Origin of the sequence: Desulfitobacterium sp. THU1, from assembly GCF_038181555.1 — a bacterium.
In the GTDB taxonomy this organism is placed as follows: Bacteria; Bacillota; Desulfitobacteriia; order Desulfitobacteriales; family Desulfitobacteriaceae; genus Desulfitobacterium.
Map to the genome: position 1 here is coordinate 101,182 of NZ_JBBWUA010000004.1, position 24,458 is coordinate 125,639.

Genomic DNA, 24,458 nt, shown 5'->3' on the forward strand with positions numbered 1-24,458 from the left:
TACCACTTTACCCAAACAGAATATATCAATAGAATTACACAGTCTATTGACAATTGAGCAACTGCTCAACTATAATTATGATTAATAGTTGAGCGGTTGCTCAATTGAAAGGTGCTATCTACAAAAGCATCGTGAAAAGATTGATGAGAGTCTGGACCATCTGTGAAAGGGGGGTGACGCAATAATGAATAAGAATGAGGTGTATTGTGATTGCGACGTAATCCACGCCGATGTAGTTGAGGAAGTCAAACAGAAGATGCCTGATGAATATATCCTTTATGATTTAGCTGACTTTTTCAAGGTTTTAGGAGATAGCACCCGAGTGAAAATTATGTGGGCGCTGGACGAGAGAGAAATGTGCGTGTGCGACTTAGCTGTGCTCTTAAATATGACTAAATCCGCTATATCTCATCAGCTTCGTTTTTTGAAGCAAGCCAATTTGGTGAAGTTCAGAAGAGAGGGAAAAATAGTCTTTTACTCACTGTCCGATGATCATGTGAAGGAGATATTTGAAAAGGGATTAGAACATATTCGGGAAGTCTAACATCATGAAATACTTGGGGAAAATAGATTAATTGAAGCTACGGATAAAAGTAAATTAATATGAGGATTAATAGTGGAATAGGGGAGGCGTTTAACTTGAAGAAAAAGACCTTTAGACTTGAAGGATTAGGATGCGCTAATTGCGCTGCAAGAATGGAAAGTGCTATTAATGAGCTGGATGGAGTTAATAATGCTACCGTAAATTTTATGACCACGAAAATGGTTATTGAAGCTGAAGAAGAAAAGATGTCTTCCATTATAGAAGCAGCGGAGAAAATTATTAAAAAAATTGAGCCCCAAGTTATCGTAAAAAAGGCATAGGCGCAAAGGACGTTAATATGAAGAAACAACTTATGCGGATCATCATTGCTGTTGTGATTTTTATTGCTGCCTTGATTATTAATCCTTATTCGTTTGGGCTATCCCTAGTCCTATTTATTGCTAGCTATATACTCGTAGGTGGGGATGTGGTTTTAAGGGCGGGCAGAAATATCCTTCACGGGAATGTTTTTGACGAGAACTTCCTGATGAGTATAGCCACGATCGGAGCCTTTGCTATTGGCGAATATCCCGAAGGGGTAGCAGTGATGCTGTTTTATCAAGTTGGGGAATTGTTCCAAAGCTACGCTGTCGATAAGTCAAGAAAATCCATTGCCAGCTTGATGGATATTCGACCGGATTATGCTAACGTAAAGCGCGGAGATCAACTCCTGCAAATGGACCCTGATGAGGTCAACGTCGGTGAGATTATCGTTATCAAAGCCGGAGAAAGAGTTCCTCTTGATGGCAAGGTGCTCGAGGGTAATTCAATGCTAGACACCACGGCCTTAACTGGAGAGTCAGTCCCTCGCGAAGTAAGCATTGGAGAAGGCATTCTAAGCGGTTGCATCAATCTGAACGGAGTCCTCACAGTAGAGGTCACAAAAGAATATGGAGAATCTATGGTCACGAAAATTCTTGACCTAGTGGAAAATGCCAGCAGTAAGAAGTCCAAATCTGAACAGTTTATCACGAAGTTTGCTCGCTATTACACCCCGATAGTGGTAATCATCGCTGCTCTGTTAGCAATCATACCGCCCATCGTAATTGAGGGAGCATCTTTTAGTGATTGGGTCTATCGTGCCCTTACTTTTCTCGTGGTATCCTGCCCCTGTGCCCTTGTTATTTCGATTCCTTTGAGTTTCTTTGGAGGAATTGGCGGCGCCTCCAAAAGAGGTATTTTAGTGAAAGGAAGCAACTATCTGGAGGCTCTAGCCAAGGCAGAAATTGTTGTCTTTGATAAAACAGGAACTTTAACTAAAGGGGTTTTTAATGTTCAAGAGATTCACCCCGTGAACATGAGCAAAGAAGCGTTACTCGAGTTAACAGCCTATGCGGAGAGTTATTCTACGCACCCGATATCTCTTTCCCTCAAACGTGCCTATGGCCAGGAAATCGATAATGACCGTATCACCGATGTTCAAGAATTCGCGGGCCATGGGGTCGCGGCTGTTATAGATGGTAAAGAAGTAAAGGCGGGTAACTTTCGGCTCATGGAAAAGCTGAATATACCTTACTTTAACGGAGAGGTGGCAGGAACTGTTGTCCATGTGGCAATCGATAACCGGTATGCAGGCTATATCCTGATCGCCGATGAAGTGAAGATGGATGCGGCACAGGCCATTCGTGAATTGAAGGATTCCCGTATTCGCAAGACAGTAATGCTCACAGGCGATACCCAAAGTGTAGGATTGAAAGTAGGTAAAGAATTAGGCCTCGACAAAGTATACACTGAGCTCTTGCCTGGAGATAAAGTTGAAAAGCTAGAAGAGATATTTACCCTAAAGTCCGCAAAAGGCAAACTTGCTTATGTGGGTGATGGAATTAATGATGCCCCCGTGCTGGCTCGTGCCGATATAGGCATTGCTATGGGAGGCTTAGGTTCTGATGCAGCCATCGAAGCGGCTGATATTGTTATTATGAATGATGAGCCTTCCAAAATAGTTACGGCTATAAAAATTTCCAAAAATACATTGAAAATTGCTCAACAGAACGCTGTATTTGCCATCGGTATCAAGGTAGCAGTCCTGATCCTAAGTGCATTTGGACTAGCAACTATGTGGGAAGCGGTTTTTGCCGATGTGGGTGTAACAGTTTTGGCCGTGCTCAATTCTTTTCGAGCACTCGAGGTTAAAGGCCTATAAGAGAACTCCCTGGGAAGAGCTTCACATCACGATTTTTCGTGTGTGAAGCTCGTTTTGCTTGTCACCACTGTCCAAAGTTTGCATAACCTAAAGTGAGGAAAACTTTGGATTAGGAGGTTGGATAATGAGTCAAAGAATATCTACAAGAGATTTTGTACGATTATCACTAGAATTACACTTGTTTTTTCTACGCATCATGAAAGAGCACTCCTTTTTCCTACAAGCTGGATTCTTGTCTAAAGATACCAACTTAGCTAACCAGGCAAGCCAGTTTAGAGAACAATTTAATGCTCTTTTACAGGAGGCTGTCCGGTTAGCCAATCGGAATGTAAGTAACGTTGTTCTTTCTTCCGGAGAAGTGGTCACAGACAAGACTCTTAGAGCGGAAGAAAAGACCATGGAACTTTCAGGTGTACCTTTCGATACCCAGTTAACAGTGCAGGAGTTAGCTCTTCAAGCTGGTGCCCCGGACCCATTCCTAGTGCCTGCAGTATTCGATTTAAATCGACGAGCTATCAATTTGACCCAGCAACTCATTCAATTCAAGACCTTGGTTCTCAATGAAATGCTAAGTGGTGATTTATTTACCTTTAACTTCCCCTTACTAATAGAGCATATAAGACGTGAAGCGATCTTCTTTGTGGAACATCTGCAGCGTTTGCAAAGAAGAGAGCCGATTAATTTAAGACAAGCGATTATTGAAGAAAAAACCTTCTGGGATCAAATTATGCAAGAGCATGCTGAATTTATAGCTCAACTGCTAGATCCCACAGAGGTTGCCTTAATCGATACAGCGGATGACTTTGCAGAATTATTTGCTTCCCTTCTCGAAAGAATTCGGAGGGTAGAACAAAATATCTTAGCGAGGTTAACACTGGGTAGGTTAATCACAGAAGAGACCACAGCAACTAGAGAAATTCGCGATTTTAAAGCAGCCGCTACGGAAGGAATTTTGGCTAATCAGATCAGATCAATTATCATACCGTTGTTAGGAGATCATGTCCTTCGGGAGGCTAACCATTTCCTTAGGATTCTTGAGAATCCACAGAGTTTACAGTAAATCAGAGAGACCTTGGGCCGATAATCGTATTCCTGCCCAAGGTCTTTTCTGGCTTCTGTATTGATCGAATAATTGGTGTTTCTAGGTCCAAGGCTGCTCCTTCGCAGCTTCTTGTCCACTGATACGCCCGTTAACAATACAATCTGTGCAGGCAACGCCGCCTAAACGAACTGCCCCATGCACGCCACCCGTTACTTCACCAGCTGCGTATAACCCTTTTATCGGTTGGAAATCTTGATTAATAACTTGGCATTTGACGTTTGTTACGAGACCGCCCATAGTATGGTGAACCTTCGGCCATAATCTCGTGACGTAGAAAGGTGCTTCACGGGTAGGTTTGGCACCTTTCATAATCATGGTATTAAAGTCATCATCCTTGCCTTTTTGTACAAAAGAATCCCAACGTTTCATTTCAGCGAGAAAGGGTTCGACGGGAATCTTGTATGCTTTAGCAACTTCTTCAAGGGTATTATATTTTTTGATTGCGCCTACTTCCATGGCGCCCTTTAAGATTTTGGGGAGGATTTGGAGTTTTACAGCATATTCATCACCAACAAGGATACTTGGTTCGCCTAAGGCGATGATGGCGTCTGCACGGACTTTACGATTCCCTGTTTCCATGATAAAACGTTTCCCTGTTTTTACATCAATCATCGGCGAGAAGCCCACCAGTCGCTCAACGAATTGCGGAACATAGCCAAACCCCTTTTCTTCGGGGCTTGTCCAGGGACCAAGTTGAATCCAGTCTAAATGGACGTCCATAGCATTATGCTTTAAGGTTTCTCTCAGTAACTCTCCTGTGGCACCGGGATGGTTGGTGCTCGTAAACTTATCCGTAAGTCTAGGTTCATGGATCACCCGCATTTGAATATCCTGGGAGAAACCACCAGAAGCTAAGATAACAGCCTTATTGGCCTTAATGAGCATGAGGGTGCCACTGTTCTCATCCCCGAATTTGTACCCATCACGAACCTCTACCCCAATAATTCGTTGTTCGTCGTTTTCAATAAGCCGAGTGACCTTCCTTTTCTTTGCAACGAAGATGCCTTTTTCATTTAATTTTGTAAGCATCGGTTTGATATAGCCTGAACCTGAGGCATTTTCTGTTTGATGAGCTCTAAGCACAGAGTGACCGCCGTGAAAATTGAGCTTTTCGCGAAACTTTATGCCCAAGTAATTTTGACACCATTCTAAGGCCTCATTGGACTTTTCGGCAACAATGGTGGCTTTGTCAACATGATTTAAGTTACCACCTGCTTTGAGCATATCCTTAACCATAAGCTCGACTGAATCTTTAATCCCAGCCGCTGCTTGCATTTTCGTATTGGCACAGCACATATCTCCACCATTTATCGTCGAGTTTCCGCCTGCAACGTGCATTTTCTCGAGGATTATGACTTTGGAACCTGCTTCCACGACTTCTAGGGCTGCCGATAGAGCTGCAAACCCACTGCCAACCACAATAACATCCGTTTCTTCATTCCAGTTTAGTCCACCTGCTGTTTTCGTTGTGCCTGCATTATTTGTATTAGTAGTGCTGGGACCTTGGCTGGCATTAGCACAACCTGCTAATGCGCCAGCACCTACAAGAGTCACACCAGTCAGCGCCATTTTCTTTAGAAACTGTCTTCTTCCGACCAATTCTTTAGCCATGGTTTGTTCCCCTCTCTACTGTTTAGTTTCTCCTACAATTTCCCACTCTTTGTCTAACTCTTTGATCCATGGGAAATCGTGGCATTGGGAACACATCATTTGCGATTTACCATGAACGGAGTGACATATGGTGCAATCTTCTAGGTCATAATGATGAGGGCCGTGAGGATTGGGATCCATATCTTTAGTTTTCGCTCTGAGGTCTTCTATGTTTTTATGGCAACTTTGGCATTGCTGCTTGGTCACGGGTTTTCCTTCAGTGACATGACATTGCTCACATTTTACTCCCATCTTAGAGTGAGAGTTGTTTTGACGATCAGCTGTCTGAGTGGTTGGGGGTTGGCTACCTTGTTGGATATTTGGTTGGTTTGGTTGATTTTTGTTCTGTGTTGTACATCCTATCACGGCTACAATGATAACCAATAGACCGAGCATAAGTACTAAAAGCTTTCCTTTTAGCGAGCCTCCTTCATTTTTGAACATACATGCGTCTCCCTTCCCTGTGAAATATTATTATTTTTAGTTCTTGTAAGAATTTTATACTGACACAGTTAAGCTACTTAAGACTCTTCCACAAAATAATAAGAAACTTGGCCTACAACCAAGTTTCTGTATAGAGAGGTACTGCTATTGATTATTAAACTGTTCTTTAATGCTAAGGGGAAGTAAGATTGTAAATTGGCTCCCTTCGCCTAGTGCACTTTTAACTTCTAGTGTCCCTTGATGAAGAAGAGTAATCTGTTTAACTAAGGCTAGCCCAATACCCGTACCCCCTGTTTCCCGAGAGCGGGACTTTTCTGCCCGATAAAAACGTTCGAAGATCAGAGGAAGATCCTTTTCAGGAATACCAACCCCCGAGTCACGAACAGAAACAAGGATATCATTCGGTTCAGTCTCCATGAGAATTGAGATTGTTCCCGGATTTTCTGTAAATTTATAAGCATTGTGGAGAAGATTATAGAAAAGTCGAGTTAATAAATATTCATCTCCTTCTATGAGAAACGAGTCCGGCTTATCCCATTCGAGATCTATCCCTTTTTCTTGGATGAGAGGAGAGAGCTTATTCACTGTTTTATCAATGAGTTCGCTGATATCTACTTGAGTAAAATTCGGTTGTAAGGCACCCATCTCTGCCACATTGAGATCCTTAAGATCACTGGATAACTCGACCAAGCGTTCAATTTCTTCATTAATGATGGTAAGGTTTTCGTTATCTGCTGGAAGTACTCCATCTTGGAAAGCCTCAATATAGCTGCGGATGGAGGTTAAAGGAGTACGTAACTCATGAGCGATATCGGCTGTGAATTGTTTGCGGAGATGCTCTTGCTTTTTTAGGTTATCCGCCATCCCATTAAAAGCCGTTGCTAATTGTCCCACTTCATCCCGGGTCATCACAGAAACTTGTTGATCAAGATGGCCTTCTCCAACGCGCTGAACCGCATGAGTTAAGGTTTGCAAGGGGGTGGTTAAGCGACGGCTGATCCAATAACTGAGTAGACTGCCGATGATAAGAGCAAGGAGCCCGGCAAGGAGCAAGGATTGATAGATAGCCGAGACGAAAGATTGGTCGGCTGGATTTAGAACCTTAGCTCTCGCAGGATAGCGAACATCCGCAAAGGCCAGGATTCCCTGAGGACTATAGATCGCCAGGGTCTTGCTTTTCCATTCTTCGACTGCATAGTTTAGTCCCATATCCATCCCCATACCCATGTTTATTTCGGAGTCACTTTGCATCATTGTTTCCATGGGATTGATTAGGGTCATGATTGTTTCTCCGGTAGGTTTTTTAAGCAAGATATGAGTTCCTAGGGGAAGGGAGTGTGCAATATCATAAAGGGAGTCTTTATCCCAACACCCATGACTAAGAAAACTACTGCTCAAACGTTCAGGTAATTGTTCCAGAGTTTCTTCTGTTGAGCGAGCAAGATAGTCACTGAATTGCTTTTGAAATACCAGATTCACGGACAGAATGCTTAGTAATAAGGTTATGAGAATAATCGCGAAGGAGGAAAAAAATAGTCGTTTATGCATTGTTTATTCCTCCTGATGGGGATTGAATTTATAGCCGATTCCATACACAGTAAGGATAATTTTCGGATCGCTGGGAACGGCCTCGATCTTCTGTCTCAATTTCTTTATATGCGCGTCAATAACGCGTTCATCTCCACCAAAATCATGACCTTGAACAATCTCTACCAACTGACCTCGGGAATAGACCCTTCCTGGATATTTTGCTAAGGCACAGAGGATTTTGAACTCTGTAGGGGTTAAGGGGACCACTTTTTCATGCAAACGGACCTCATGACGCGAGTTATCGATGGCTAAACCATTATCGTAGGTAAGGATATCGGCAAGGGGAGACGTCTCAAGAGTAGTGCGTCGTAACACGGCTTTGACTCTCGCCACCACTTCCCGAGGACTAAAGGGTTTGCTAATATAGTCATCGGCACCGATGTTAAAACCTTGAATCCGATCTTCAAGTTCAACTTTAGCGGTGAGCATGATAATGGGAGTAGCAGAGATTTTACGAATCTCCTTACAAATTTCTTCGCCTGTGAGGCCAGGCAACATCAGATCTAAAAGGACGAGGTCATAAGGATTTTCTTTGAATAGGGTTAGAGCAACCAGGCCATTAACCGCAGTGGTTACATGAAAGCCTTCCTGCTGAAGGTAAGCTTTAAGGACGTTACTGATGTTCTTTTCGTCATCTACCAAGAGTATTCGCATAGGAAATTCACCTCAAAATCTAATATCATAGTTCTATTTTATTTGACAAAAAAGGCGTTGCATAGGGTTATCCATAGAATGTTCCTAGAATTCATGAGAAATTCATAAGTTTTTCATTAGGAAATCATATAATTAAGCAAAAATATAGATGGCTAATATCAAGACAAAGCAGAGTGAAATGAAATATTGATGGAGGGTTAATATTAAATGAGTAAAGATCAAAACAGTAAAAAAGAGAGATTTTCCCAACCAGAAAAGAAAAGTAAAGCTCCTCTCATCGGCGGTATGATTATTCTTGGTGTAGCGATTATCGCTGGAAGCTTCTTCTTAACAGGCAATAATAAGTCGGACTCTGATCGATTCGCCACTGCAACTGTTGGCCAAACCGTTGATTATAGTGGACCGACTCCCCTCCAACAAGTTAAAGTTGGCCCTGTAAAGGCGGAAAATGGTAAAGTGGTGATTTCGACTCTATCGGAACTTAAGGATAAGAAATTTATCTATACGCAATATCAAGCCGGAGGTAAAGCGCTTCCACTTACAGCATTGGTTCGCCCCGATGGTAGCGTCGTAGTGGCTGTCAGCATCTGTGAACCTTGCAACAGTGATTCTTTCAGGATTGAAGGAGATATAATCGTTTGCAATGCTTGTAATACTAAGTGGGAATTAGATTCCTTCAAAGGAATTGGCGGGGGATGCACCGACTATCCACCAGATCTTTTAGTCTATACTCAAAACGGAGACAAACTGGAAGTGGATCAAGCTGTTTTGGATGCTTGGAAGCCAAGAGTTTAATATCTTGGTGCTATAAGATGAAGACCTCAGCAGCTTAGGAGGAGAATCAATTGAGTCTAATCAAAGTGGATAATGTATCAAAAACCTATCAAGGTGGAGAGGGAGCTGTTCATGCTCTTAAGAATATCAATCTCGAGGTGACCCAAGGCCAGTTTCTGGCCTTGCTTGGTCCTTCGGGGTCAGGGAAGAGCACTTTGCTCAGTATTCTAGGGGCATTGAATCCACCTACCCAAGGACAGGTTTTAATCGATGATATTTCTGTATATGGATTGGATGAGGAGAGACGATCTGATTTTCGCCATGAATATATTGGCTTTGTCTTTCAACAATATCAGTTAATTCCGTATCTTACAGCTTTAGAAAATGTGATGCTTCCCTTAGCCATAACCAAGTATTCGGATAAGGAGCAAAGGGAGATGGCCCAAAGGGTATTAGAGAAGGTGGGATTGGGCCAAAAATCTATGCGTTTACCTAACCAACTTTCTGGAGGAGAACAAAACCGGGTGGCTATTGCTCGTGCCATAGTTAACGAGCCTGTTCTTCTTTTTGCAGATGAACCCACGGGAAGTCTAGATAGCAAAACAGCGAAGGAAATCCTAGAGCTTTTCCAGGCCTTGAACAGGGATGGACAGACCATTATTATGGTAACCCATAACTTAGAGAATCTTGCTTATGTTTCCCATTCAGTGCAAATTCGGGATGGGATAATCGTGAAAAGTCCTGAGCCTGTAGTCGGTGGTGCAGTATGAAGATCCTTGACATTTCCTTAGGAAATCTAAAAAGGCGCAAGCTGCGTTCTTTTTTGCTTCTATTAAGTATTATCATCGGCGTTTCTTCCAGCGTCTTTCTCTTTACCACCACCCGCTCTATGGAACAGGATGTCGCTGATAAAATCGACCAGTTTGGTTCGAACCTTCTGATCCTGCCAAAAGCGGGCGAAACCTTATCCTTTGGTGGTGTAACCGTGGGGACAAGTTTTGGAAAAGAACTGGACATATCGATGATTCCCTTGATGAAGACGATTAAAAATAATGAGACCCTAGCAACAATATCGCCAAAATTACTAGCTGAAGCAACAATTCAAGATAAAAAAGTACTTCTCGTAGGAGTACAATTTGCCGACGAGCTTCGTCTCAAGAAATGGTGGAAGATTGATGGTTTAGAGGCGGGACAACTTCCTGTAGCCAATGAAATTCTAATCGGAAGTGAAGTGGCTCGTATCCTTAAGCTAAGCCCTCAACAGCTAGTTCAAATTAAGGGTCAGGAATTTCGCGTGGGTGGAATTATCCAACCTACTGGGTCTATTGAGAACGATCAGGCCATTTTTATGGATTTAACTATTTTGCAAAAGGCAGAGAACAAGCCCACAGCCATTAATCTTATTGAAGCAGCTGTTCTTTGCTACACTTGCCCAATCGAAGATGTAACGATACAACTGAGTGAAAAATTACCGGAAGCCAAAGTGACGGCTCTTCAATCCACATTAGAGTCACGGGACGATACCGTTCAGCAATTTAGCCTTTTCGCTACGATCATTTCAGTAATCTTGCTGATTACCAGTGGATTTGTAGTCGCCATGTCCATGATTTCAGCTGTAAAAGAGCGGACTCGGGATATCGGTGTCCTTCGAGCCATAGGCTTTAGGAAAAAGCACATTCTGTGCATGTTTCTATACGAAGTAAGCTTGGTTAGTGTGCTGGGTGGTTTAATTGGATTCGGACTAGGAATGGGATTAGCCATGAATTTTGGATCCTCGCTAGCTCAAATGACCGTTCAGGTCCCATTTCAGCCGATCCTCGTCCTATACTCCATCCTGGCTGCCTTGGGAATCAGCCTTATAGCAAGTATCTATCCTGCCTGGAAGGCTACCAAGCTCGATCCTGTAGAAGCTCTACGTTACTTCTAATCGGAGGTTACTATGACACTTAATCATATCGCCCTGCAAAATCTGAGAAGAAGACCTGGGAAAACTCTTTTTCTTGTCTTAACCTTTGCTTTTATCGTCGCAACGATTTCCTCCTTAACTATCCTTGCTTTGGGGATGAAGGAGGACTTGCAAAAAAGTTTAACAGAGTACGGAGCCAATGTCGTCATTAGCCCACGCACGGAGCAATTGAACTTGAGCTATGGGGGATTATCTGTCTCCAGTGTGGAATATGAGGTGAAGAAGCTTGATTCCAAGACTGTGGATGTTATATACAGACAGATGGGTGAAGAGGTAACCATCGCCCCTAAAGTGATTGGCTCAATACAATCCCCAGAAAAACTCTATATGGTTATGGGGGTGGACTTTGATCAGGAACTCAAGATTAAGCCATGGTGGAAGATTGATGGTAAGGTCCCAAAGGATAATGAAATCGTTGTTGGCTCACAGTTAGCTATGAATTCAAATCTCCAGGTCGGTGATATCGTGGATTTTGGTAAGGCTAAATACCCTATAGTAGGAATCATGGCAGAAACCGGAGGGTCAGAGGATCAAGGAGTTTTTACCACGATTGATACGGCTCGGTCCCTGACTGGGATCACTACAGAATGGTCCTTAATTGAACTCAACACGCTGGATACAGCGCAAACCGCGGCGCAATTATCTCCTTTATTACCTGAGGCCAATGTGACTGAAGTGACTCAGATTGTTCAAGGTTCTAAAGAAAGTGTAGAACGCTTTACTAGCTTCTCCTGGACTATTTCCTTAGCTATGGGGTTAATCGGAGCTTTAGTGATTATCGTGACCCTAGCGGGAAATGTCAATGATCGAGCTCGTGAACTTGGTGTGCTTCGGGCTATTGGTTTTCGCCAAAAGCATATTCTTACCTTGTTTGGCAGGGAAGCATTGATCGTTAGCCTTGCGGGAAGTCTGCTGGGCTATATCGTAGGACTATTTGTTCCTTTAATCATCGGACCGCTTTTAGGATATAATTCTTTCATCTTCTCGACCCATCTAGGGCTAGGAAGTGCCCTAGTGGTTGCTTCTCTATTAGTAGGAATGGTGGCAATGATATACCCTGTTTGGAGAACACTGAAATTAGATCTACAGGATGTGCTTAAGTATATATAAGTGATGTGATTATATTATGAAAAAGCTTGAGAAGCTTCTTATCATCGGCGTTTTACTCATAAGTGTTGTTTCACTTGGGGCTATGGCACTGGCGAAAACGGAGTATCAAGACGCTAATATTGTAATTGTCGTTGAAAACGAGGTTGAACAAAGAATCCCCCTCGAGGTTCAAGAACAAAGTCAAACGTATGAGTTTAAGTTTAGAGACAAAACTGGTTTTATCGAAGTGAAGAATGGCAGAGTAAGAATGCAGGAGATGGATAAGGAAATCTGTCCAAAAGGCATTTGTTCAGATACCGGATGGATCGATAGTACGAACCAAGCCATTGTTTGTTTGCCCAATAAAATTATTGTCACCATTCAAGGGATGGATGATTATTCAAGGGAGGAAATACTTTAAAAGATATTTCCGAAGTTTTCAAAACGCTATCCAAGATTTAACACCTCAAGATTAGGATCTAACATGTTAGAATATCTAGAGGTGTTATTTTTGTTTCATTTCAGCGAGAATAACGACCTTGCATACTTTCTTCCAGTATAAGGACAATTAGCGACTTCGCCTTTATAGATGAGTGATCAAAAGCTTGGCGAAGCCGGGTTTTCTTTACGCCAAAACGCAGTAAGAGGTGAAATAGTGAAACGAGTACTTATCCTATTCTTCACACTTATTATGTTCATCTTTTCAAATGAAATACAAATAACGTATGCTCGATTTATAGAAGCTGAACAGGTTTCTCATTATCTGAATATGACGGAAGGCTATATAAGGAAGACTGAGATTGAAAATTGGATAGGGAGCTTACCTTTACCAGATGAATCTAGTATAAAATTACAGGTCACCGATAAGATTACGTTTGTTGCCGGTGACGCTGGGATTACTGAAACTGAGCTTAGCGACTATACCACAATTATTAAAGAGATTTCCTTGCCCACTTTAAAAGACAAGCTCAAGCTATTACCGGTCAAGAAGGTTACTATTACTTTGTTTACCACATCTGAATCTTATGGGCAGGCTCTCCTTGGAGCTGGGATTGCCTCATCAGATGTCACGACGATTGTTAAAAGCTCAGGTGGCATTACCTTGAATTCTTCCATTTGGATTCCCCTCTATAATTTGGAGGGTAAAGACGAAATTACTAATGCTCTAACCCATGAATTGACTCATGTCACGTTGAACCAAGCAGGCGTTGCTAGCAAACTGCCATTATGGTTGAATGAGGGGACAGCCTGGGTTACGGGGCTTGCAGCCCATGAAGTAGCCGATTCCTTTCAGGCCAAAGTAGAAACGGTGGCGTTGAGAGAAAGCATTCAGAATCTAGCGGAAAAGGGTGAGCTCTTACCTTTAGATAACACTGAGCAAAGCTTATATTATCTTGAAGCTCAAGGTTTTTTAGCCACAGATGCACTAATCAAAAAGTATGGCTTAGAAACCTTTCAAGAGTTTCTCAACCAAACTCGCAATAACGATGTTGAGTATAGCTTTGAACAGACTTTTAAACTTCCTCTCTACGAATATGAGAAGTCCTCTAAGAGAGAATAGCTGAATAATGAAAGAAAGTTGCGTAGCATAGGTTCACAAAATGAGTATTCTTGTGGTAGTTTTGCCAATAAGAATACTCATTTTTTATTTGAACATCCATCTTGTTGAAATTGCTATTCTAATTTTATCGCTCTTTTATATTGACTAAACCAATAGGATTTGTTAATATTCAAAGAGAGATTTAAAACAAAATCAAGCGGAATAGTAGGATTTAGATAAAGAAGGTGATCAACATGGCCATACAGATTAAGGGCATAGGCAAAAGCTTTCCCCAAAATGGGAAACAAACGAATGTCTTGGTGAATGTAAATCTTACCGTAAACGATGGGGACTTTGTCTCTTTGCTGGGACCTTCGGGATGTGGTAAATCAACCTTGCTCAACATCATTGCTGGGTTAGAGAAATCTACTCTGGGGGAAGTTATTGTGGATCAGCAAGTCGTAACGGGCCCTGCTAGTGATCGAGTGATGGTCTTCCAGGAAGCTGCTCTCTTTCCTTGGTTATCGGTTATCGATAATGTTATGTTTGGGTTGAAAATCAAGGGCGTTTCTTCAAAGCAAGCTGAAGAAATGGCTCAAGAAACGTTGAAGATGGTGCATTTAGGTCGCTTTACGAAAGCCCATCCCCATGAATTATCTGGAGGGATGAAACAACGAGTAGCCATTGCACGGGCTTTGGTCATGAATCCTAAATACCTTCTCATGGATGAACCCTTTGGTGCCTTAGATGAGCAAACCAAGCTTCTCCTTCACAGTGAGTTACAAGATATTTGGCAGAAGACAAAAAAGACGATCATCTTTGTAACCCATAGTATCCACGAAGCAGTTCAGCTATCCAATCGTATTGTATTGTTAGGTACACGGCCGGGACGGATTATTAAGGAATTTGCTATTCCTTATTCTCAACCTAGAGGTAAAAATGATCCCAACTTGACCTATATCGAAGGACAGATCTTTGATGACTTAAAAGTAGAAATAGAAAAGGTCATGCAGGAGGAGGTGGACCATGATTACCACGTTACGCCGAATCGTCTTCCTTGGAGCTCTGATCGGGATATGGGAAGTCATATTTAAACTAGGGATTTGGCCTCCTTATATGTTTCCTTCCCCCTTTACTGTTGCCCAAACTCTTATGAATGGATTTCAAGACGGCAGTTTCATCATTGCACTGAAGGCCAGCTTTCAGCGGTTGTTAATAGGTTATGGTTTAGCTATTGGGATCGGGGTTTTACTCGGGGTTAGTATTACTAAGTTTAAAATCATTAATGAAACGGTTGGAATGCTGGTTATTGGGCTGCAAAGTGTACCAAGCATCGTCTGGTTACCACTTGCACTGCTCTGGTTTGGGATGTCTGAAACAGCCATTATCTTTATTGTTACTCTAGGTGGTACCTGGACGATGACAACCAATACAGCGACGGGGATCCGCAACGTTCAACCGGTTTTGACACGGGCCGCAAGGACTATGGGTGCCTCAGGTTGGCAGCTTTTCGTGAAAGTCACCTTACCGGCCTCAGTTCCTTACCTGATAACAGGGATGCGTCTAGCATGGGCCTTTGCTTGGCGAGCGCTTATGGCTGGAGAATTGATCGGCAGCGGAAGCGGGTTGGGTCAAATGTTGACCTTTGGACGAGATGTAGGGAACATGAGTTTAGTTCTCTCGATTATGGTCATTATTGCCGTGATTGGTATGATATTAGATAATCTTTTATTCCAAAGGATTGAAAGAAATGTGTTGACTCGTTGGGGGTTAGCGAAGACATAAATAATCTCAAGGTTATTTAAAAAGATAAGAAAAATGAACCCATTGTGGCAGTTATTCCTAAGATAATAGATCAATAAAACAATAAAATGAATGTAAGTGGAGGAAGAAACCTTTATGAAACTCAATCTAAAGAAAATCAAACGCCCCTTAGCACTTATCCTAGCAAGCTCCTTAGTATTTTTGGCGGGCTGCGGAACCACGAAAACTACCTCGGAAATCAGCGAATTATCTAGTGTTAAACTCGGCTATTTCCCCAACGTCACCCATGCTTCAGCCATGATTGGTGTTGAGAAGGGTTTCTTTAAAGATGAGCTCGGAGAAAAAGTAACATTAGAAACCACCCAATTCCCCAATGGATCACTTCTTATGGATGCATTGAGTACGGGGCAAATCGATATCGGTTATGTAGGACCTGAGCCAGCGATTACCCGCTACTTGCAAGGTGGAGATGTGGTTGTCCTCTCCGGAGCTGCTAATGGGGGTAACGTGGTTGTGGCAGCGAAAGACTCTAATATCAACAGCATCAAGGATCTAGATGGAAAAATTGTTGCCACACCTTCTAGGGCTTGCACCCATGACATATCTTTACAGATATTAATGCATGAGCAAGGCCTAAAGATGGAAAGTCAAGGGGGAACGGTTAAGCAAGTAACCCAAAAGCCTGCCGATATAATGACCCTGTTCCAACAAAAGCAACTGGATGCGGCAGTAGTTTCAGAACCATGGGCTGCTCAGATGGAAGCAAAAGTAGGGGCAAAAGTGATTGTGGAAGCCCAAGATATGCCCTGGGATGGCAAATTACCCAGTACAGTTCTCGTTGCCTCGAAGAAGTTTGTGAGTGAAAATCCAGAGATTGTTAAAGCTATTCTTAGAGGTCATGTGGCTGCGGTAGATTTTGTAAAAGCAAGCCCCGATGAAGCTATTAAGTTAACACAAAAGAACTTAGCCGAATTGGCTAAGCAAGAATTACCCTTAGATGTCTTGGAAAAGTCCTTTGCAAGAACTGAAATAACTTACGAGGTCGATGGGAATATCCTCAATGAGATGGAACAATGGTCCAAAGATCTTGGACTAGTCCAAGGCAACACGGATGTAACTGGCTTAGTCGATCTTACCTTGCTGAATGAAGTTCTCGGAAAATAGATTTCAATAGAAATATTTACCCGCCAAAGAAGGGATTTTGATTATGAAAGTCGTAGAGAGTATTACTGAACTTATTGGGAGAACACCGATTGTCAAATTAAATCACTTGCCCTCAACAGAGGGGGCTGAAGTTTTCGTGAAGTTGGAAAGTTTCAATCCTAGTGGGAGTGTCAAGGACAGAGCCGCTTTAAATATGATATTAGAGGCGGAAAAAGATGGTTTACTAAAGCCGGGGGCGACGATTGTCGAGCCTACCAGTGGCAACACAGGCATTGGCTTAGCTATGGTCGCTGCAGCCAGGGGTTATCGGACGATCCTTGTCATGCCGGATACCATGACAAAGGAAAGGATCGCGATCCTCAAGGCTTATGGAGCAGAAGTTGCACTCACTCCGGGAGCAGAGCGGATGTCCGGTTCAATTAAGAAGGCACAGGAAATTATGGCTGAAATCGCAGGAAGCTTTATGCCCAATCAATTTGAGAATTATTACAACCCAGAGATTCATCGGCGTACAACTGCCTTAGAGATAATCGAGCAGATGGAGGGTCAACTGGATGCTCTCGTCTGTACTGCTGGTACAGGTGGAACCATAACTGGTACTGGAGAGGTTCTCAAGGAAAGGATTTCTGGAATCCAAATCTTTGTTGTTGAACCCGAGACCTCTCCGGTCCTTTCGGGGGGAGAACCGGGACCCCATGGTATTCCTGGGACAGGGCCTGGCTTTATTCCAGCTACTCTTAATACAGAGGTCTATGACGAAATTATTCTCATATCGGATCAAGATGCTGCCCAAACCACCCGGGATTTGGCAAGACGTGAGGGCATCTTTGTAGGTGTCTCGGCAGGGGCTGCCGTTCATACCGCTCTGGCTGTTGCGAAAAAGCTAGGTAAGGGTAAGCGCGTTTTGGCTATAGCACCTGATACTGGAGAGAGGTATCTAAGTACTTCTGTTTTTGACTTGTAGTTAATCTAGGGTAGTTTGTCCTAATGATCCCAGCTAAACAAACTTTTTAACATACTTATGAAAAATATCAGAGGAGGCTGGCAGCAGATAATGCTTGTGTCGTTAAAACATGTTGGGGGAATGGCTTTTGAGGGAATGAGCCACTCCGGAGAGACCGTAAAAATTTCTTCTAGTATTGCGCTTTCAGAACATTTAGGTGCAAGCCCCATGGAGCTTCTCTTAATGGGCGTAGCAGGGTGCAGCGGGATAGATATTGTAGGTATCCTCGAAAAAATGCGTGTGAATTATAAGAAATTTGAAATCTGTGTTGATGGAGAGCGAGCAGAGGAACATCCAAAAGTATTTACTAATATTAAAGTCGTTTATCAATTCTGGGGGAACGATCTGCCAGAAGATAAAATACGCCGGGCAATAGACCTCTCCTTTGATAAATATTGTAGTGTTATCCATACTGTCAATAAGGTTGCACACGTCAGTTATACGTTCGAAATAAATAGCAACGATTAAGATGAAAATAGACAATTATTTGAAGCACCTACCGGTGCTTTTTTTTTGGAGATTTACAGATTAATGGGAGTTCACCACAAATTCATAAGTCTTTCATCGGATATTCTAATTGCTAAATTATACTCAAAGTATCTTAAGTGTTGTAAGGGAATATGATGGTGAAATCAAAATTTGAATAGAGGTGGGTGGTGAAAACGATGAGCCATAGAACTCTTCAGGAACTTCAATTAGAAATCACAACACTGAAAAAGAAACATAAACTCAATTAACTTTTTTAGCAGTTTAGTTTTAGATGGGTCAAAGTAATTTAGGAATATAACATGAGGATAGAAAGGGTGTTACATAGTACATGGATAAAGTTAAAAGCATCCTAGAGAAAGCCAATGGGATAAGTGAAGATTTACGCTCTATTACGTTTAAGGATTACAAGGGAACTAACGTCGAAGGAATAACCTTTAACAATGAGGTAAAAGGGATTAGATTGGAAATGCTTTGGCTGCAAGATAGAATTGAAGCTTTAGTTAGGTATGTTGAAGGCGAATTTAGTTGTGGAGGATGCGGTAAATGGTTTAAACCACTAGATGTTACGAAAAGCAATGAAGACTACTTCTGCCCAGATTGTGAAGGAAAATTTCGCGAAGAAATGGAATCTGAAAGTCTATTTTGCCTATTGTACGATGATGGTTTAGTTGTGGATGATGAAGTAAAAAAGCATGACTCTGCTGATTTTTGGCTGAGAAGCGGGAGTTGATAAATTTTATCAAATTCATGAGATATTCATGATAATGTCATTCTTTTGACAAAATACCTGTCTATAATTCAAATCATCAAGGCAACACAACATATTGAAGGGGGAAAACAACATGAATAAATTAAACAAAAAAGCAGGATTAATCTTAGGCAGTGTCGCTTTAGTGATTGGGATTATTGCCGTACCCGTACTTGCCGATACTACCGCGGGAAAAGCAAATCAAGCAAACTTAGCACCGGCGGAAGCGGTCCGTGAAAGTATCCAATCAGTAGAAGGTTCTAACGTGAATAACTACATGAATATTGGAGCTATGCAAAATATCCATAATTCTGAGGTTATGCAAGATGCTATGAAATCTGGGGATTTTGAGAAAATGAGGGACGCAATGAATTCTCCCGAGATTAAAACTCAACTAGGCGAGGAAGTAGTTGACGCTATGAATCAAATGATGAGTAATGGAAGCATGAATGCTATGCATCGTGGTGGTATGATGAGTTCAGGAAACAATATGATGAATTGGTAATAATCTGAGATTTGGGTTGAACTTACTCAGAAGGAGTCTTATTCAGCTATTAAGAGAGTATAATTCTCACGGCGCACAAGGTCAATGAGCGACTTCGCCCCTCTGCTCAGCAGGTGCTAGGTACGGCGAAGTCGTCTTAGCTTTGAGCGTAGAAATGCTATTTCTAGGTCAAGATAAGGTGTGGGAGGTGAATGTAATGATGATGTGGGGTTATGGACCTTGGTCAGGTGGCGGAAATTGGTTTTCGGGCCTCGCTATGATGGCAGTTCAAGTTCTTTTTTGGGTGCTCATAATCTGGTTTGGTGTGTCTCTCTTTAAAAGGGGTAATGAGCGTACTGATACATTAAAGACCCGAAGTGATGCAATGGATATTCTCAGAGAACGATATGCTGGAGGTGAGATTGATTCTGAAGAGTTTCATCGGCGGAAAGAAGATTTAACAAAGTAGCTGTTTGCGTAAGGGGCTTTACCGGTGGTAAGGCTCCATTTTATATTTTTAAGCCCAGAGCTGATTATTTCTGAGCTTTAGTTACCTCGCAAATGCCCTGCATTCCATGGCACAATGTAAACACATATATTTGCACAAATGAGGGATAAGATAAAATTTATATCTTCATGAGTTATTCATAACAATGTCATTGTTTTGACAAAATCTCTAGCTATAATTCAAATTGTCAAGGAGATATTGACATATTAAGGAGGAAAGATATATGAAAAAGTATAACAAAAGTGCACTATTGATCTTAAGCAGTACAGCACTAGCTCTTGGGATTATTGCTATACCCGTACTTGCCGGTACTAACACAGAAATAGCAAATCAGGAGAATTTTGCGCCAGTAGCTGCGGCCAATGAAAGTATCCAATCGGTGGAAGATACCCCTGTAAATAACTACATGAATATTGACGCTATGCAAAATGTACACAATTCAGAAGTTATGCAAGAGGCTATGAAATCTGGTGATTTTGAGAAAATGAGGGAGGCGATGAATTCATCCGAGATTAAAGCTCAACTAGGCGAGGAAGTGGTTGATGCTATGAATCAAATGATGAGTAATGGAAACATGAACGCCATGCATCGTGGTGGCATGATGGGGTCTGGAAACAATATGATGAACTGGTAATTGGAAAATTAGAAAGTCTCTTTCCTGTTTTAAGGAAGAGACTTTTGATCTAAAAAAGTATTATTTTAAACAGCCATATCCCTAATCTTATGCTTATGAATGCCTATGAGTTAAATCTATAACAAAATACATAATTTATAGATTGTATACTAGTGTATTTCATTTACCCAAATATGGGGGCACAAAAGCAATTGGAGGTAATGTAATTGGAAAAAATGGACTTTCGGCCGCTCGAGAATCCTTGCGAATTGAATAATTGACTTAAAAAAACGACGCTAGGAATTAGACTTTGGTACTTTAGTAGGAGGAAAATTGTGAAAATAAGTTTTAAGCTAGGACTAACAAACTTAATTCTTGTGCTTCTTATTATCATTATGGGAATTGCATTTGTTATGTCAGGGCAAAGGACAATTAGTAGATTTAATGATTTTGCAGAAAATAACTACCCCTTACAAGCTTTGCTCAAGGATATACAAGTTAATATTCAGGGTCGTGGAATGAGTGAATTAAGCTTTATTGTGACACAGGACCAAATGTACACGGAAAATATTTCTCAACAAACGGATGCGATTAAGGCAAGCTTGGACCAAGCAAAAATGCTTAATATTGATATAGAAGAATCAGAAAGAATTAAAATCCTTGAGCAGGATCTCGAAAAGTATCTAATGCTTAGTCAAATGGTTCAAAGCAAAGTTAAAGAAAAAGATATAACAGGCGCGCAAGAAATTCACTACGGCGAAGAGATGATGGCAATTGATCAGTTGAATGAAGATGTGAATGAACTCCTTGAACACAAAACAGAGATGGTTGCCGCCGATATAGAAAATATTCGTCAAATATCTACGAAAGGACTAACTCTTGCTTTCACAATTAGCCTTCTATGCGTTGTTATAGCTGCCTTGAGTTGGTTCTGGCTATCCAAAACAATTGTAGGTCCTCTGAAAAACTTAGCAGAAGTTAGTTCAAAAATTGCCAGTGGTGATTTGACCATAAGGCTCAACACAAGGCCACAGGCAAAAGATGAAGTACAACTTTTATCTAATCATTTTAGCACCATGGTAGACAACCTTCGCGAACTGATTCAACAAGTTCAGCACAATGCATTGGCCGCTAGGCAAACGGTAGATACCTTAGCTATTCAGATGGAAGGCGCTCAAGCTTCATCCCAAGAAATGGCTGCATCAATCGAGGACGTCGCAGGGCATTTACAAGCTCAGCAAAGGAACGTTGAAGACATCGTAAAAGCCGTTATTCGAACAGCTGAGGGAATAATGCAAATTGGACAAATGGAAAGTACCACACTAGATGTCGTGAGACAAAATAAAAAGCAAGCTTTAGCAGGGAATAAAACAAACCAAAGGGCAATTGTACAGATGGAGAAAATGGTCCTCCAAGAGCAGCAAATGACGGGGAGAATTCAGCAACTAGTTGTAGAATCCGAACAGATACAGAGTATAGTTGAAATTATTACGGGTTTAGCAGATCAGACGAACCTGTTGGCACTTAATGCTGCAATTGAGGCTGCGCGTGCAGGAAGTCAGGGTCAAGGATTTGCTGTGGTAGCAGAAGAGGTCAGAAAACTAGCAGAGCAATCAGCTAATTCCGCTAAGAAAATCGCTTTGATTGGTTCATCGGTTCGTCAAGGAATGCAAAATGTCGTGGATGTGATGCAAGTTACCACCCAAGTTGTCGAGCAGGGAATGGAAAGTGTTCGGGAATCTGGGGTAGGATTTGAGCAGATTTTGGCTGCATCCGACGAAGCAGTACAAACAGTTGAAAAGGTTAACCAAGCGATTCAGCGGATGTCCTCTGAGGCTCAGGTCATCGAAAAATCGATTCAGGAGATTTCGTTATCCAGTCGTAATATAAATCAATCTACAGAACAGATACAAGCTGGAAGTCAAGAAGAAGCGGCCGCTATAACAGAGATATCTTCTCAAACGCAAGGTTTTGTCGGCATAATACAAAATTTGCAGTCAAAAGTAGAGCAGTTTAAGGTCTGAACTTAAATAAGCAATTATTACCCACCTACATAATAAATGGTTGCAGCTTTCAGATAGGCTGCGGCCAATTCTATTTTAGCTGTATGTCTGTACCTGTTGGCATAGTGGTCTGTTGTAAGTGGCTAGAGAGTGGTTGCGCCAATCCATAAATGAAGGCTGGCCAAGATGATAAAGTCCTCTTGGTCAGCCTTTTGTAGCTGGATTCGTTAATTATTCATCGGATGAATTTACTTCTTATTCGATCTGCTAATGAAGTTTTTCATCGTATCGGAGTGTCGAGCGGGAATAATGACAAAAGAAGGTTCGGTAATATTTGTTGGAGGAAGTCCGTTAATACTCGGAGTAGTGGCACCCACCTCTTTTTGGAGTTCCTTTAGCTCGCCAAAACGAAGGGCCGTTGTAGGGCAAGTTTTGACACAAAGAGGTTTTTCTCCTTTATCCTGCGATTGGGAGCAGAAATTACATTTGTGAACAGCTCCGCTTTCTTCTCTCACAAACTGAGGTGCGCCATATGGGCAAGCATATGTACAATATGCACATCCTACACATTTGTTTGGGTCTTGAATAACAATTCCGTCTGCCCGTTTGGTATAGGCGCCGACGGGGCAAACCTTGAGACAGGCAGGATTGGCACAGTGATTACATGCTATGGATAGATATAAATTTCCATCTGGGGTTGACTTTGTAGGTAATTTTCGCCACTCAGCGCCTATTTCCCATTTATAATAAGTTTTACAAGCCTCTATACAGGCCCTACAACCAATGCAGATGCCCTGATTGTGATAGAAGGCCATCTGTTTTGATTCGCTCCCCCCGGCCTCTGCTGCATTAATAATGGGTACGTCAAACTTGGCTAAGGGTAACCCCAATGTAAAGGCTACAGTAGCTATAGCGCCGAGTTTTAAAGTTAAGCGACGGGTTAATTTCACATTGAACTTTGCCAACAAATACACCACCCTTTTAAATTATAAAAGCCAATATTTCACCAATTTTAATTAGATAGCGGAAGAAACAATTTAATTATAGATTAGCAGTGTGAAGAAATTAGGAATTAGTTGTAAAAACCATGTGAATGGAGTTAATTCCGTAACTGGTTTTCTACTTGAACATGTTCGTAGCCATAAAACCGAGGTTCACTAAGTCGATCCACCGTAAATGCTATTCATATCTTTTTCATAGGGTTTTCAAAAGAAATTCAAAAGAATCTGCTACCATAAAGTTAGGATATAAGTAATAAAATTAGTAAGAAAAGAGCCTACTCAGGGCTCTTTTCTAGGAGGAGAAATTTGAGCACTACTGTTCTCATAATTGCCTTTGCAGCAGGAATTTTATCGTTTCTTTCCCCTTGTATAATACCGATGTTAGGGGTTTATTTTTCCCTAATTACAGGACTAACTGTCTCAGGTCTAAAGGATGCTGCGTTAGATGCTGCTTTACGCCGAAGAATAATGAAAAATACACTTGCCTTTGTTGCAGGATTTTCTATAGTGTTTATTGCGGCAGGTGCGGTGGCGGGGCAATTAGGTTCCTTGCTAAGCCAGTGGCAAGGGGTGCTGAATTTCTTAGGGGGTACAGTGATCCTGATTCTTGCCCTTAAAATGCTCGGATTTTTTCAACTCCCTTTTCTTAATAGGCTTCACTGGGAACCGCGTTTTTTTACGAAGCTTAGGGAGAAAGCTACTCGAAGTGCCTGGTCGTCTTTCCTAGTCGGACTGCTATTCTCGATTGCCTGCTCTCATTGTATTGCTCCGACACTGTTTTCTATTTTAGCCCTAGCGGGTACAACTCAAACACCCGGAAGTGGTATGCTCGTAATGTTTTTCTTTTCATTAGGTCTTTCGATCCCTTATATATTGGCAGGAATGTCATTTAATAAGGTGATAAATTTATTAAAACGCTATCGTCGCCATCAAGTTATTGCAGAACGTGTGGCCGGGGTTCTTATGCTTTTTATAGCATATATCATTTATACCAATCAATTAACGGAGTTGACAGGTTTTCTAGGACGTTTTATGCCCAATCTTCCGTTAGGAATGTAATCATTCACAAGAAACTCACATTTAATTCATAGTCTATTTAGATGATTAGTGTATAGTAAATAAGATAGTTCAAGGGAGGCTTGGATT

At 41.7% G+C, this 24,458-nt stretch carries 26 protein-coding genes; 21 read left to right on the plus strand and 5 right to left on the minus strand.

Translation table 11 applies throughout. From position 1 onward, the window contains the following. Nucleotides 1-184: 184 nt before the first annotated feature. The 4 genes from AAC978_RS05600 (at nt 185) to AAC978_RS05615 (ending at nt 3,786) form a co-directional block, all read left to right on the plus strand. On the plus strand, nt 185-544 hold the full coding sequence (locus tag AAC978_RS05600; RefSeq protein ID WP_341547052.1) for an ArsR/SmtB family transcription factor: 360 nt from the start codon (nt 185-187) through the stop codon (nt 542-544). A gap of 95 nt (nt 545-639) precedes the next feature. Then, the gene (locus tag AAC978_RS05605) at nt 640-864 is read left to right on the plus strand and encodes a cation transporter (RefSeq protein WP_445900284.1); all 225 of its coding nucleotides are present in this window, start codon (nt 640-642) and stop codon (nt 862-864) included. Nucleotides 865-881: 17 nt separating this feature from the next. Further along, the gene (locus tag AAC978_RS05610; RefSeq protein ID WP_341547053.1) at nt 882-2,726 is read left to right on the plus strand and encodes a heavy metal translocating P-type ATPase; all 1,845 of its coding nucleotides are present in this window, start codon (nt 882-884) and stop codon (nt 2,724-2,726) included. Nucleotides 2,727-2,850: 124 nt separating this feature from the next. Then, complete coding sequence (locus tag AAC978_RS05615) at nt 2,851-3,786, plus strand: DUF2935 domain-containing protein (RefSeq protein WP_341547054.1); 936 nt, start codon at nt 2,851-2,853, stop codon at nt 3,784-3,786. A gap of 81 nt (nt 3,787-3,867) precedes the next feature. Here the strand turns inward: AAC978_RS05615 and AAC978_RS05620 are convergent, their stop codons facing one another. From AAC978_RS05620 to AAC978_RS05635, 4 genes are all read right to left on the minus strand, one after another. Next, a complete protein-coding gene (locus tag AAC978_RS05620) occupies nt 3,868-5,439 on the minus strand; it encodes a flavocytochrome c (protein WP_341547055.1) in 1,572 nt (523 codons plus the stop codon). A gap of 15 nt (nt 5,440-5,454) precedes the next feature. After that, nucleotides 5,455-5,922 (minus strand): cytochrome c3 family protein, encoded by a 468-nt coding sequence (locus AAC978_RS05625; RefSeq protein ID WP_341547056.1) that lies wholly within the window; start codon nt 5,920-5,922, stop codon nt 5,455-5,457. Nucleotides 5,923-6,066: 144 nt separating this feature from the next. Next, nucleotides 6,067-7,470 carry a sensor histidine kinase gene (locus AAC978_RS05630; RefSeq protein WP_341547057.1) on the minus strand — a complete coding sequence of 468 codons (1,404 nt, stop codon included), beginning with the start codon at nt 7,468-7,470 and terminating at the stop codon, nt 6,067-6,069. A 3-nt stretch (nt 7,471-7,473) separates the two neighbouring features. Then, nucleotides 7,474-8,166 (minus strand): response regulator transcription factor, encoded by a 693-nt coding sequence (locus AAC978_RS05635; protein ID WP_341547058.1) that lies wholly within the window; start codon nt 8,164-8,166, stop codon nt 7,474-7,476. A 207-nt stretch (nt 8,167-8,373) separates the two neighbouring features. Here AAC978_RS05635 and AAC978_RS05640 point away from each other — a divergent pair, with 207 nt between their 5' ends. From AAC978_RS05640 to AAC978_RS05715, 16 genes are all read left to right on the plus strand, one after another. Further along, nucleotides 8,374-8,961: a DUF2318 domain-containing protein gene (locus tag AAC978_RS05640; RefSeq protein ID WP_341547059.1), complete on the plus strand. Its 588-nt coding sequence runs from the start codon at nt 8,374-8,376 to the stop codon at nt 8,959-8,961. A 50-nt stretch (nt 8,962-9,011) separates the two neighbouring features. Continuing rightward, entirely contained in the window at nt 9,012-9,710 is a 699-nt protein-coding gene (locus tag AAC978_RS05645; protein WP_341547060.1) for an ABC transporter ATP-binding protein, read from the plus strand. Beyond that, the gene (locus tag AAC978_RS05650; protein WP_341547061.1) at nt 9,707-10,867 is read left to right on the plus strand and encodes an ABC transporter permease; all 1,161 of its coding nucleotides are present in this window, start codon (nt 9,707-9,709) and stop codon (nt 10,865-10,867) included. Before AAC978_RS05645 ends, AAC978_RS05650 begins: the two co-directional genes overlap by 4 nt. Nucleotides 10,868-10,879: 12 nt before the next feature. Next, entirely contained in the window at nt 10,880-12,016 is a 1,137-nt protein-coding gene (locus AAC978_RS05655; RefSeq protein ID WP_341547062.1) for an ABC transporter permease, read from the plus strand. Nucleotides 12,017-12,032: 16 nt separating this feature from the next. Beyond that, entirely contained in the window at nt 12,033-12,416 is a 384-nt protein-coding gene (locus tag AAC978_RS05660; RefSeq protein ID WP_341547063.1) for a NusG domain II-containing protein, read from the plus strand. Nucleotides 12,417-12,650: 234 nt separating this feature from the next. Then, nucleotides 12,651-13,556, plus strand: a complete 906-nt coding sequence (locus AAC978_RS05665; protein ID WP_341547064.1) for a hypothetical protein — start codon at nt 12,651-12,653, stop codon at nt 13,554-13,556. Nucleotides 13,557-13,789: 233 nt separating this feature from the next. Beyond that, nucleotides 13,790-14,629: an ABC transporter ATP-binding protein gene (locus tag AAC978_RS05670; protein WP_341547065.1), complete on the plus strand. Its 840-nt coding sequence runs from the start codon at nt 13,790-13,792 to the stop codon at nt 14,627-14,629. Further along, complete coding sequence (locus AAC978_RS05675; RefSeq protein ID WP_341547066.1) at nt 14,562-15,320, plus strand: ABC transporter permease; 759 nt, start codon at nt 14,562-14,564, stop codon at nt 15,318-15,320. The genes AAC978_RS05670 and AAC978_RS05675 overlap by 68 nt, the downstream gene beginning before the upstream one ends. A 114-nt stretch (nt 15,321-15,434) precedes the next feature. Next, nucleotides 15,435-16,463 carry an aliphatic sulfonate ABC transporter substrate-binding protein gene (locus tag AAC978_RS05680; RefSeq protein WP_341547067.1) on the plus strand — a complete coding sequence of 343 codons (1,029 nt, stop codon included), beginning with the start codon at nt 15,435-15,437 and terminating at the stop codon, nt 16,461-16,463. 43 nt (nt 16,464-16,506) lie between these two features. Next, nucleotides 16,507-17,427 (plus strand): cysteine synthase A, encoded by a 921-nt coding sequence (gene cysK / locus AAC978_RS05685; RefSeq protein WP_341547068.1) that lies wholly within the window; start codon nt 16,507-16,509, stop codon nt 17,425-17,427. Nucleotides 17,428-17,484: 57 nt separating this feature from the next. Next, nucleotides 17,485-17,934 (plus strand): OsmC family protein, encoded by a 450-nt coding sequence (locus tag AAC978_RS05690; protein WP_341547069.1) that lies wholly within the window; start codon nt 17,485-17,487, stop codon nt 17,932-17,934. 349 nt (nt 17,935-18,283) lie between these two features. Further along, entirely contained in the window at nt 18,284-18,685 is a 402-nt protein-coding gene (locus AAC978_RS05695) for a hypothetical protein (protein WP_341547070.1), read from the plus strand. A 112-nt stretch (nt 18,686-18,797) separates the two neighbouring features. Next, on the plus strand, nt 18,798-19,208 hold the full coding sequence (locus tag AAC978_RS05700) for a hypothetical protein (RefSeq protein ID WP_341547071.1): 411 nt from the start codon (nt 18,798-18,800) through the stop codon (nt 19,206-19,208). Between the two features lie 196 nt (nt 19,209-19,404). Further along, entirely contained in the window at nt 19,405-19,656 is a 252-nt protein-coding gene (locus tag AAC978_RS05705) for an SHOCT domain-containing protein (protein WP_341547072.1), read from the plus strand. A gap of 262 nt (nt 19,657-19,918) precedes the next feature. Next, a complete protein-coding gene (locus AAC978_RS05710) occupies nt 19,919-20,329 on the plus strand; it encodes a hypothetical protein (RefSeq protein ID WP_341547073.1) in 411 nt (136 codons plus the stop codon). Between the two features lie 314 nt (nt 20,330-20,643). Further along, a complete protein-coding gene (locus AAC978_RS05715; protein ID WP_341547074.1) occupies nt 20,644-22,332 on the plus strand; it encodes a methyl-accepting chemotaxis protein in 1,689 nt (562 codons plus the stop codon). A 227-nt stretch (nt 22,333-22,559) separates the two neighbouring features. On the opposite strand, the gene AAC978_RS05720 is transcribed toward AAC978_RS05715, so the two are convergent. Then, entirely contained in the window at nt 22,560-23,285 is a 726-nt protein-coding gene (locus AAC978_RS05720; RefSeq protein WP_341547206.1) for a 4Fe-4S dicluster domain-containing protein, read from the minus strand. 333 nt (nt 23,286-23,618) lie between these two features. Here AAC978_RS05720 and AAC978_RS05725 point away from each other — a divergent pair, with 333 nt between their 5' ends. After that, on the plus strand, nt 23,619-24,371 hold the full coding sequence (locus AAC978_RS05725; protein ID WP_341547075.1) for a cytochrome c biogenesis CcdA family protein: 753 nt from the start codon (nt 23,619-23,621) through the stop codon (nt 24,369-24,371). The last annotated feature ends 87 nt before the right edge of the window (nt 24,372-24,458 follow it).

What these genes read in the sequence shown, in the direction of transcription:
- AAC978_RS05710 (WP_341547073.1), top strand. Translation starts at nt 19,919, where the DNA reads ATGAAAAAGTATAACAAAAGTGCACTATTGATCTTAAGCAGTACAGCA.
- AAC978_RS05610 (WP_341547053.1), top strand. Translation starts at nt 882, where the DNA reads ATGAAGAAACAACTTATGCGGATCATCATTGCTGTTGTGATTTTTATT.
- AAC978_RS05650 (WP_341547061.1), top strand. Translation starts at nt 9,707, where the DNA reads ATGAAGATCCTTGACATTTCCTTAGGAAATCTAAAAAGGCGCAAGCTG.
- AAC978_RS05700 (WP_341547071.1), top strand. Translation starts at nt 18,798, where the DNA reads ATGAATAAATTAAACAAAAAAGCAGGATTAATCTTAGGCAGTGTCGCT.
- AAC978_RS05615 (WP_341547054.1), top strand. Translation starts at nt 2,851, where the DNA reads ATGAGTCAAAGAATATCTACAAGAGATTTTGTACGATTATCACTAGAA.
- AAC978_RS05690 (WP_341547069.1), top strand. Translation starts at nt 17,485, where the DNA reads ATGAAAAATATCAGAGGAGGCTGGCAGCAGATAATGCTTGTGTCGTTA.
- AAC978_RS05620 (WP_341547055.1), bottom strand. Translation starts at nt 5,439, where the DNA reads ATGGCTAAAGAATTGGTCGGAAGAAGACAGTTTCTAAAGAAAATGGCG.
- AAC978_RS05695 (WP_341547070.1), top strand. Translation starts at nt 18,284, where the DNA reads ATGGATAAAGTTAAAAGCATCCTAGAGAAAGCCAATGGGATAAGTGAA.
- AAC978_RS05630 (WP_341547057.1), bottom strand. Translation starts at nt 7,470, where the DNA reads ATGCATAAACGACTATTTTTTTCCTCCTTCGCGATTATTCTCATAACC.
- AAC978_RS05625 (WP_341547056.1), bottom strand. Translation starts at nt 5,922, where the DNA reads ATGTTCAAAAATGAAGGAGGCTCGCTAAAAGGAAAGCTTTTAGTACTT.
- AAC978_RS05640 (WP_341547059.1), top strand. Translation starts at nt 8,374, where the DNA reads ATGAGTAAAGATCAAAACAGTAAAAAAGAGAGATTTTCCCAACCAGAA.
- AAC978_RS05680 (WP_341547067.1), top strand. Translation starts at nt 15,435, where the DNA reads ATGAAACTCAATCTAAAGAAAATCAAACGCCCCTTAGCACTTATCCTA.
- AAC978_RS05660 (WP_341547063.1), top strand. Translation starts at nt 12,033, where the DNA reads ATGAAAAAGCTTGAGAAGCTTCTTATCATCGGCGTTTTACTCATAAGT.
- AAC978_RS05655 (WP_341547062.1), top strand. Translation starts at nt 10,880, where the DNA reads ATGACACTTAATCATATCGCCCTGCAAAATCTGAGAAGAAGACCTGGG.
- cysK (WP_341547068.1), top strand. Translation starts at nt 16,507, where the DNA reads ATGAAAGTCGTAGAGAGTATTACTGAACTTATTGGGAGAACACCGATT.
- AAC978_RS05705 (WP_341547072.1), top strand. Translation starts at nt 19,405, where the DNA reads ATGATGATGTGGGGTTATGGACCTTGGTCAGGTGGCGGAAATTGGTTT.
- AAC978_RS05670 (WP_341547065.1), top strand. Translation starts at nt 13,790, where the DNA reads ATGGCCATACAGATTAAGGGCATAGGCAAAAGCTTTCCCCAAAATGGG.
- AAC978_RS05675 (WP_341547066.1), top strand. Translation starts at nt 14,562, where the DNA reads ATGATTACCACGTTACGCCGAATCGTCTTCCTTGGAGCTCTGATCGGG.
- AAC978_RS05600 (WP_341547052.1), top strand. Translation starts at nt 185, where the DNA reads ATGAATAAGAATGAGGTGTATTGTGATTGCGACGTAATCCACGCCGAT.
- AAC978_RS05635 (WP_341547058.1), bottom strand. Translation starts at nt 8,166, where the DNA reads ATGCGAATACTCTTGGTAGATGACGAAAAGAACATCAGTAACGTCCTT.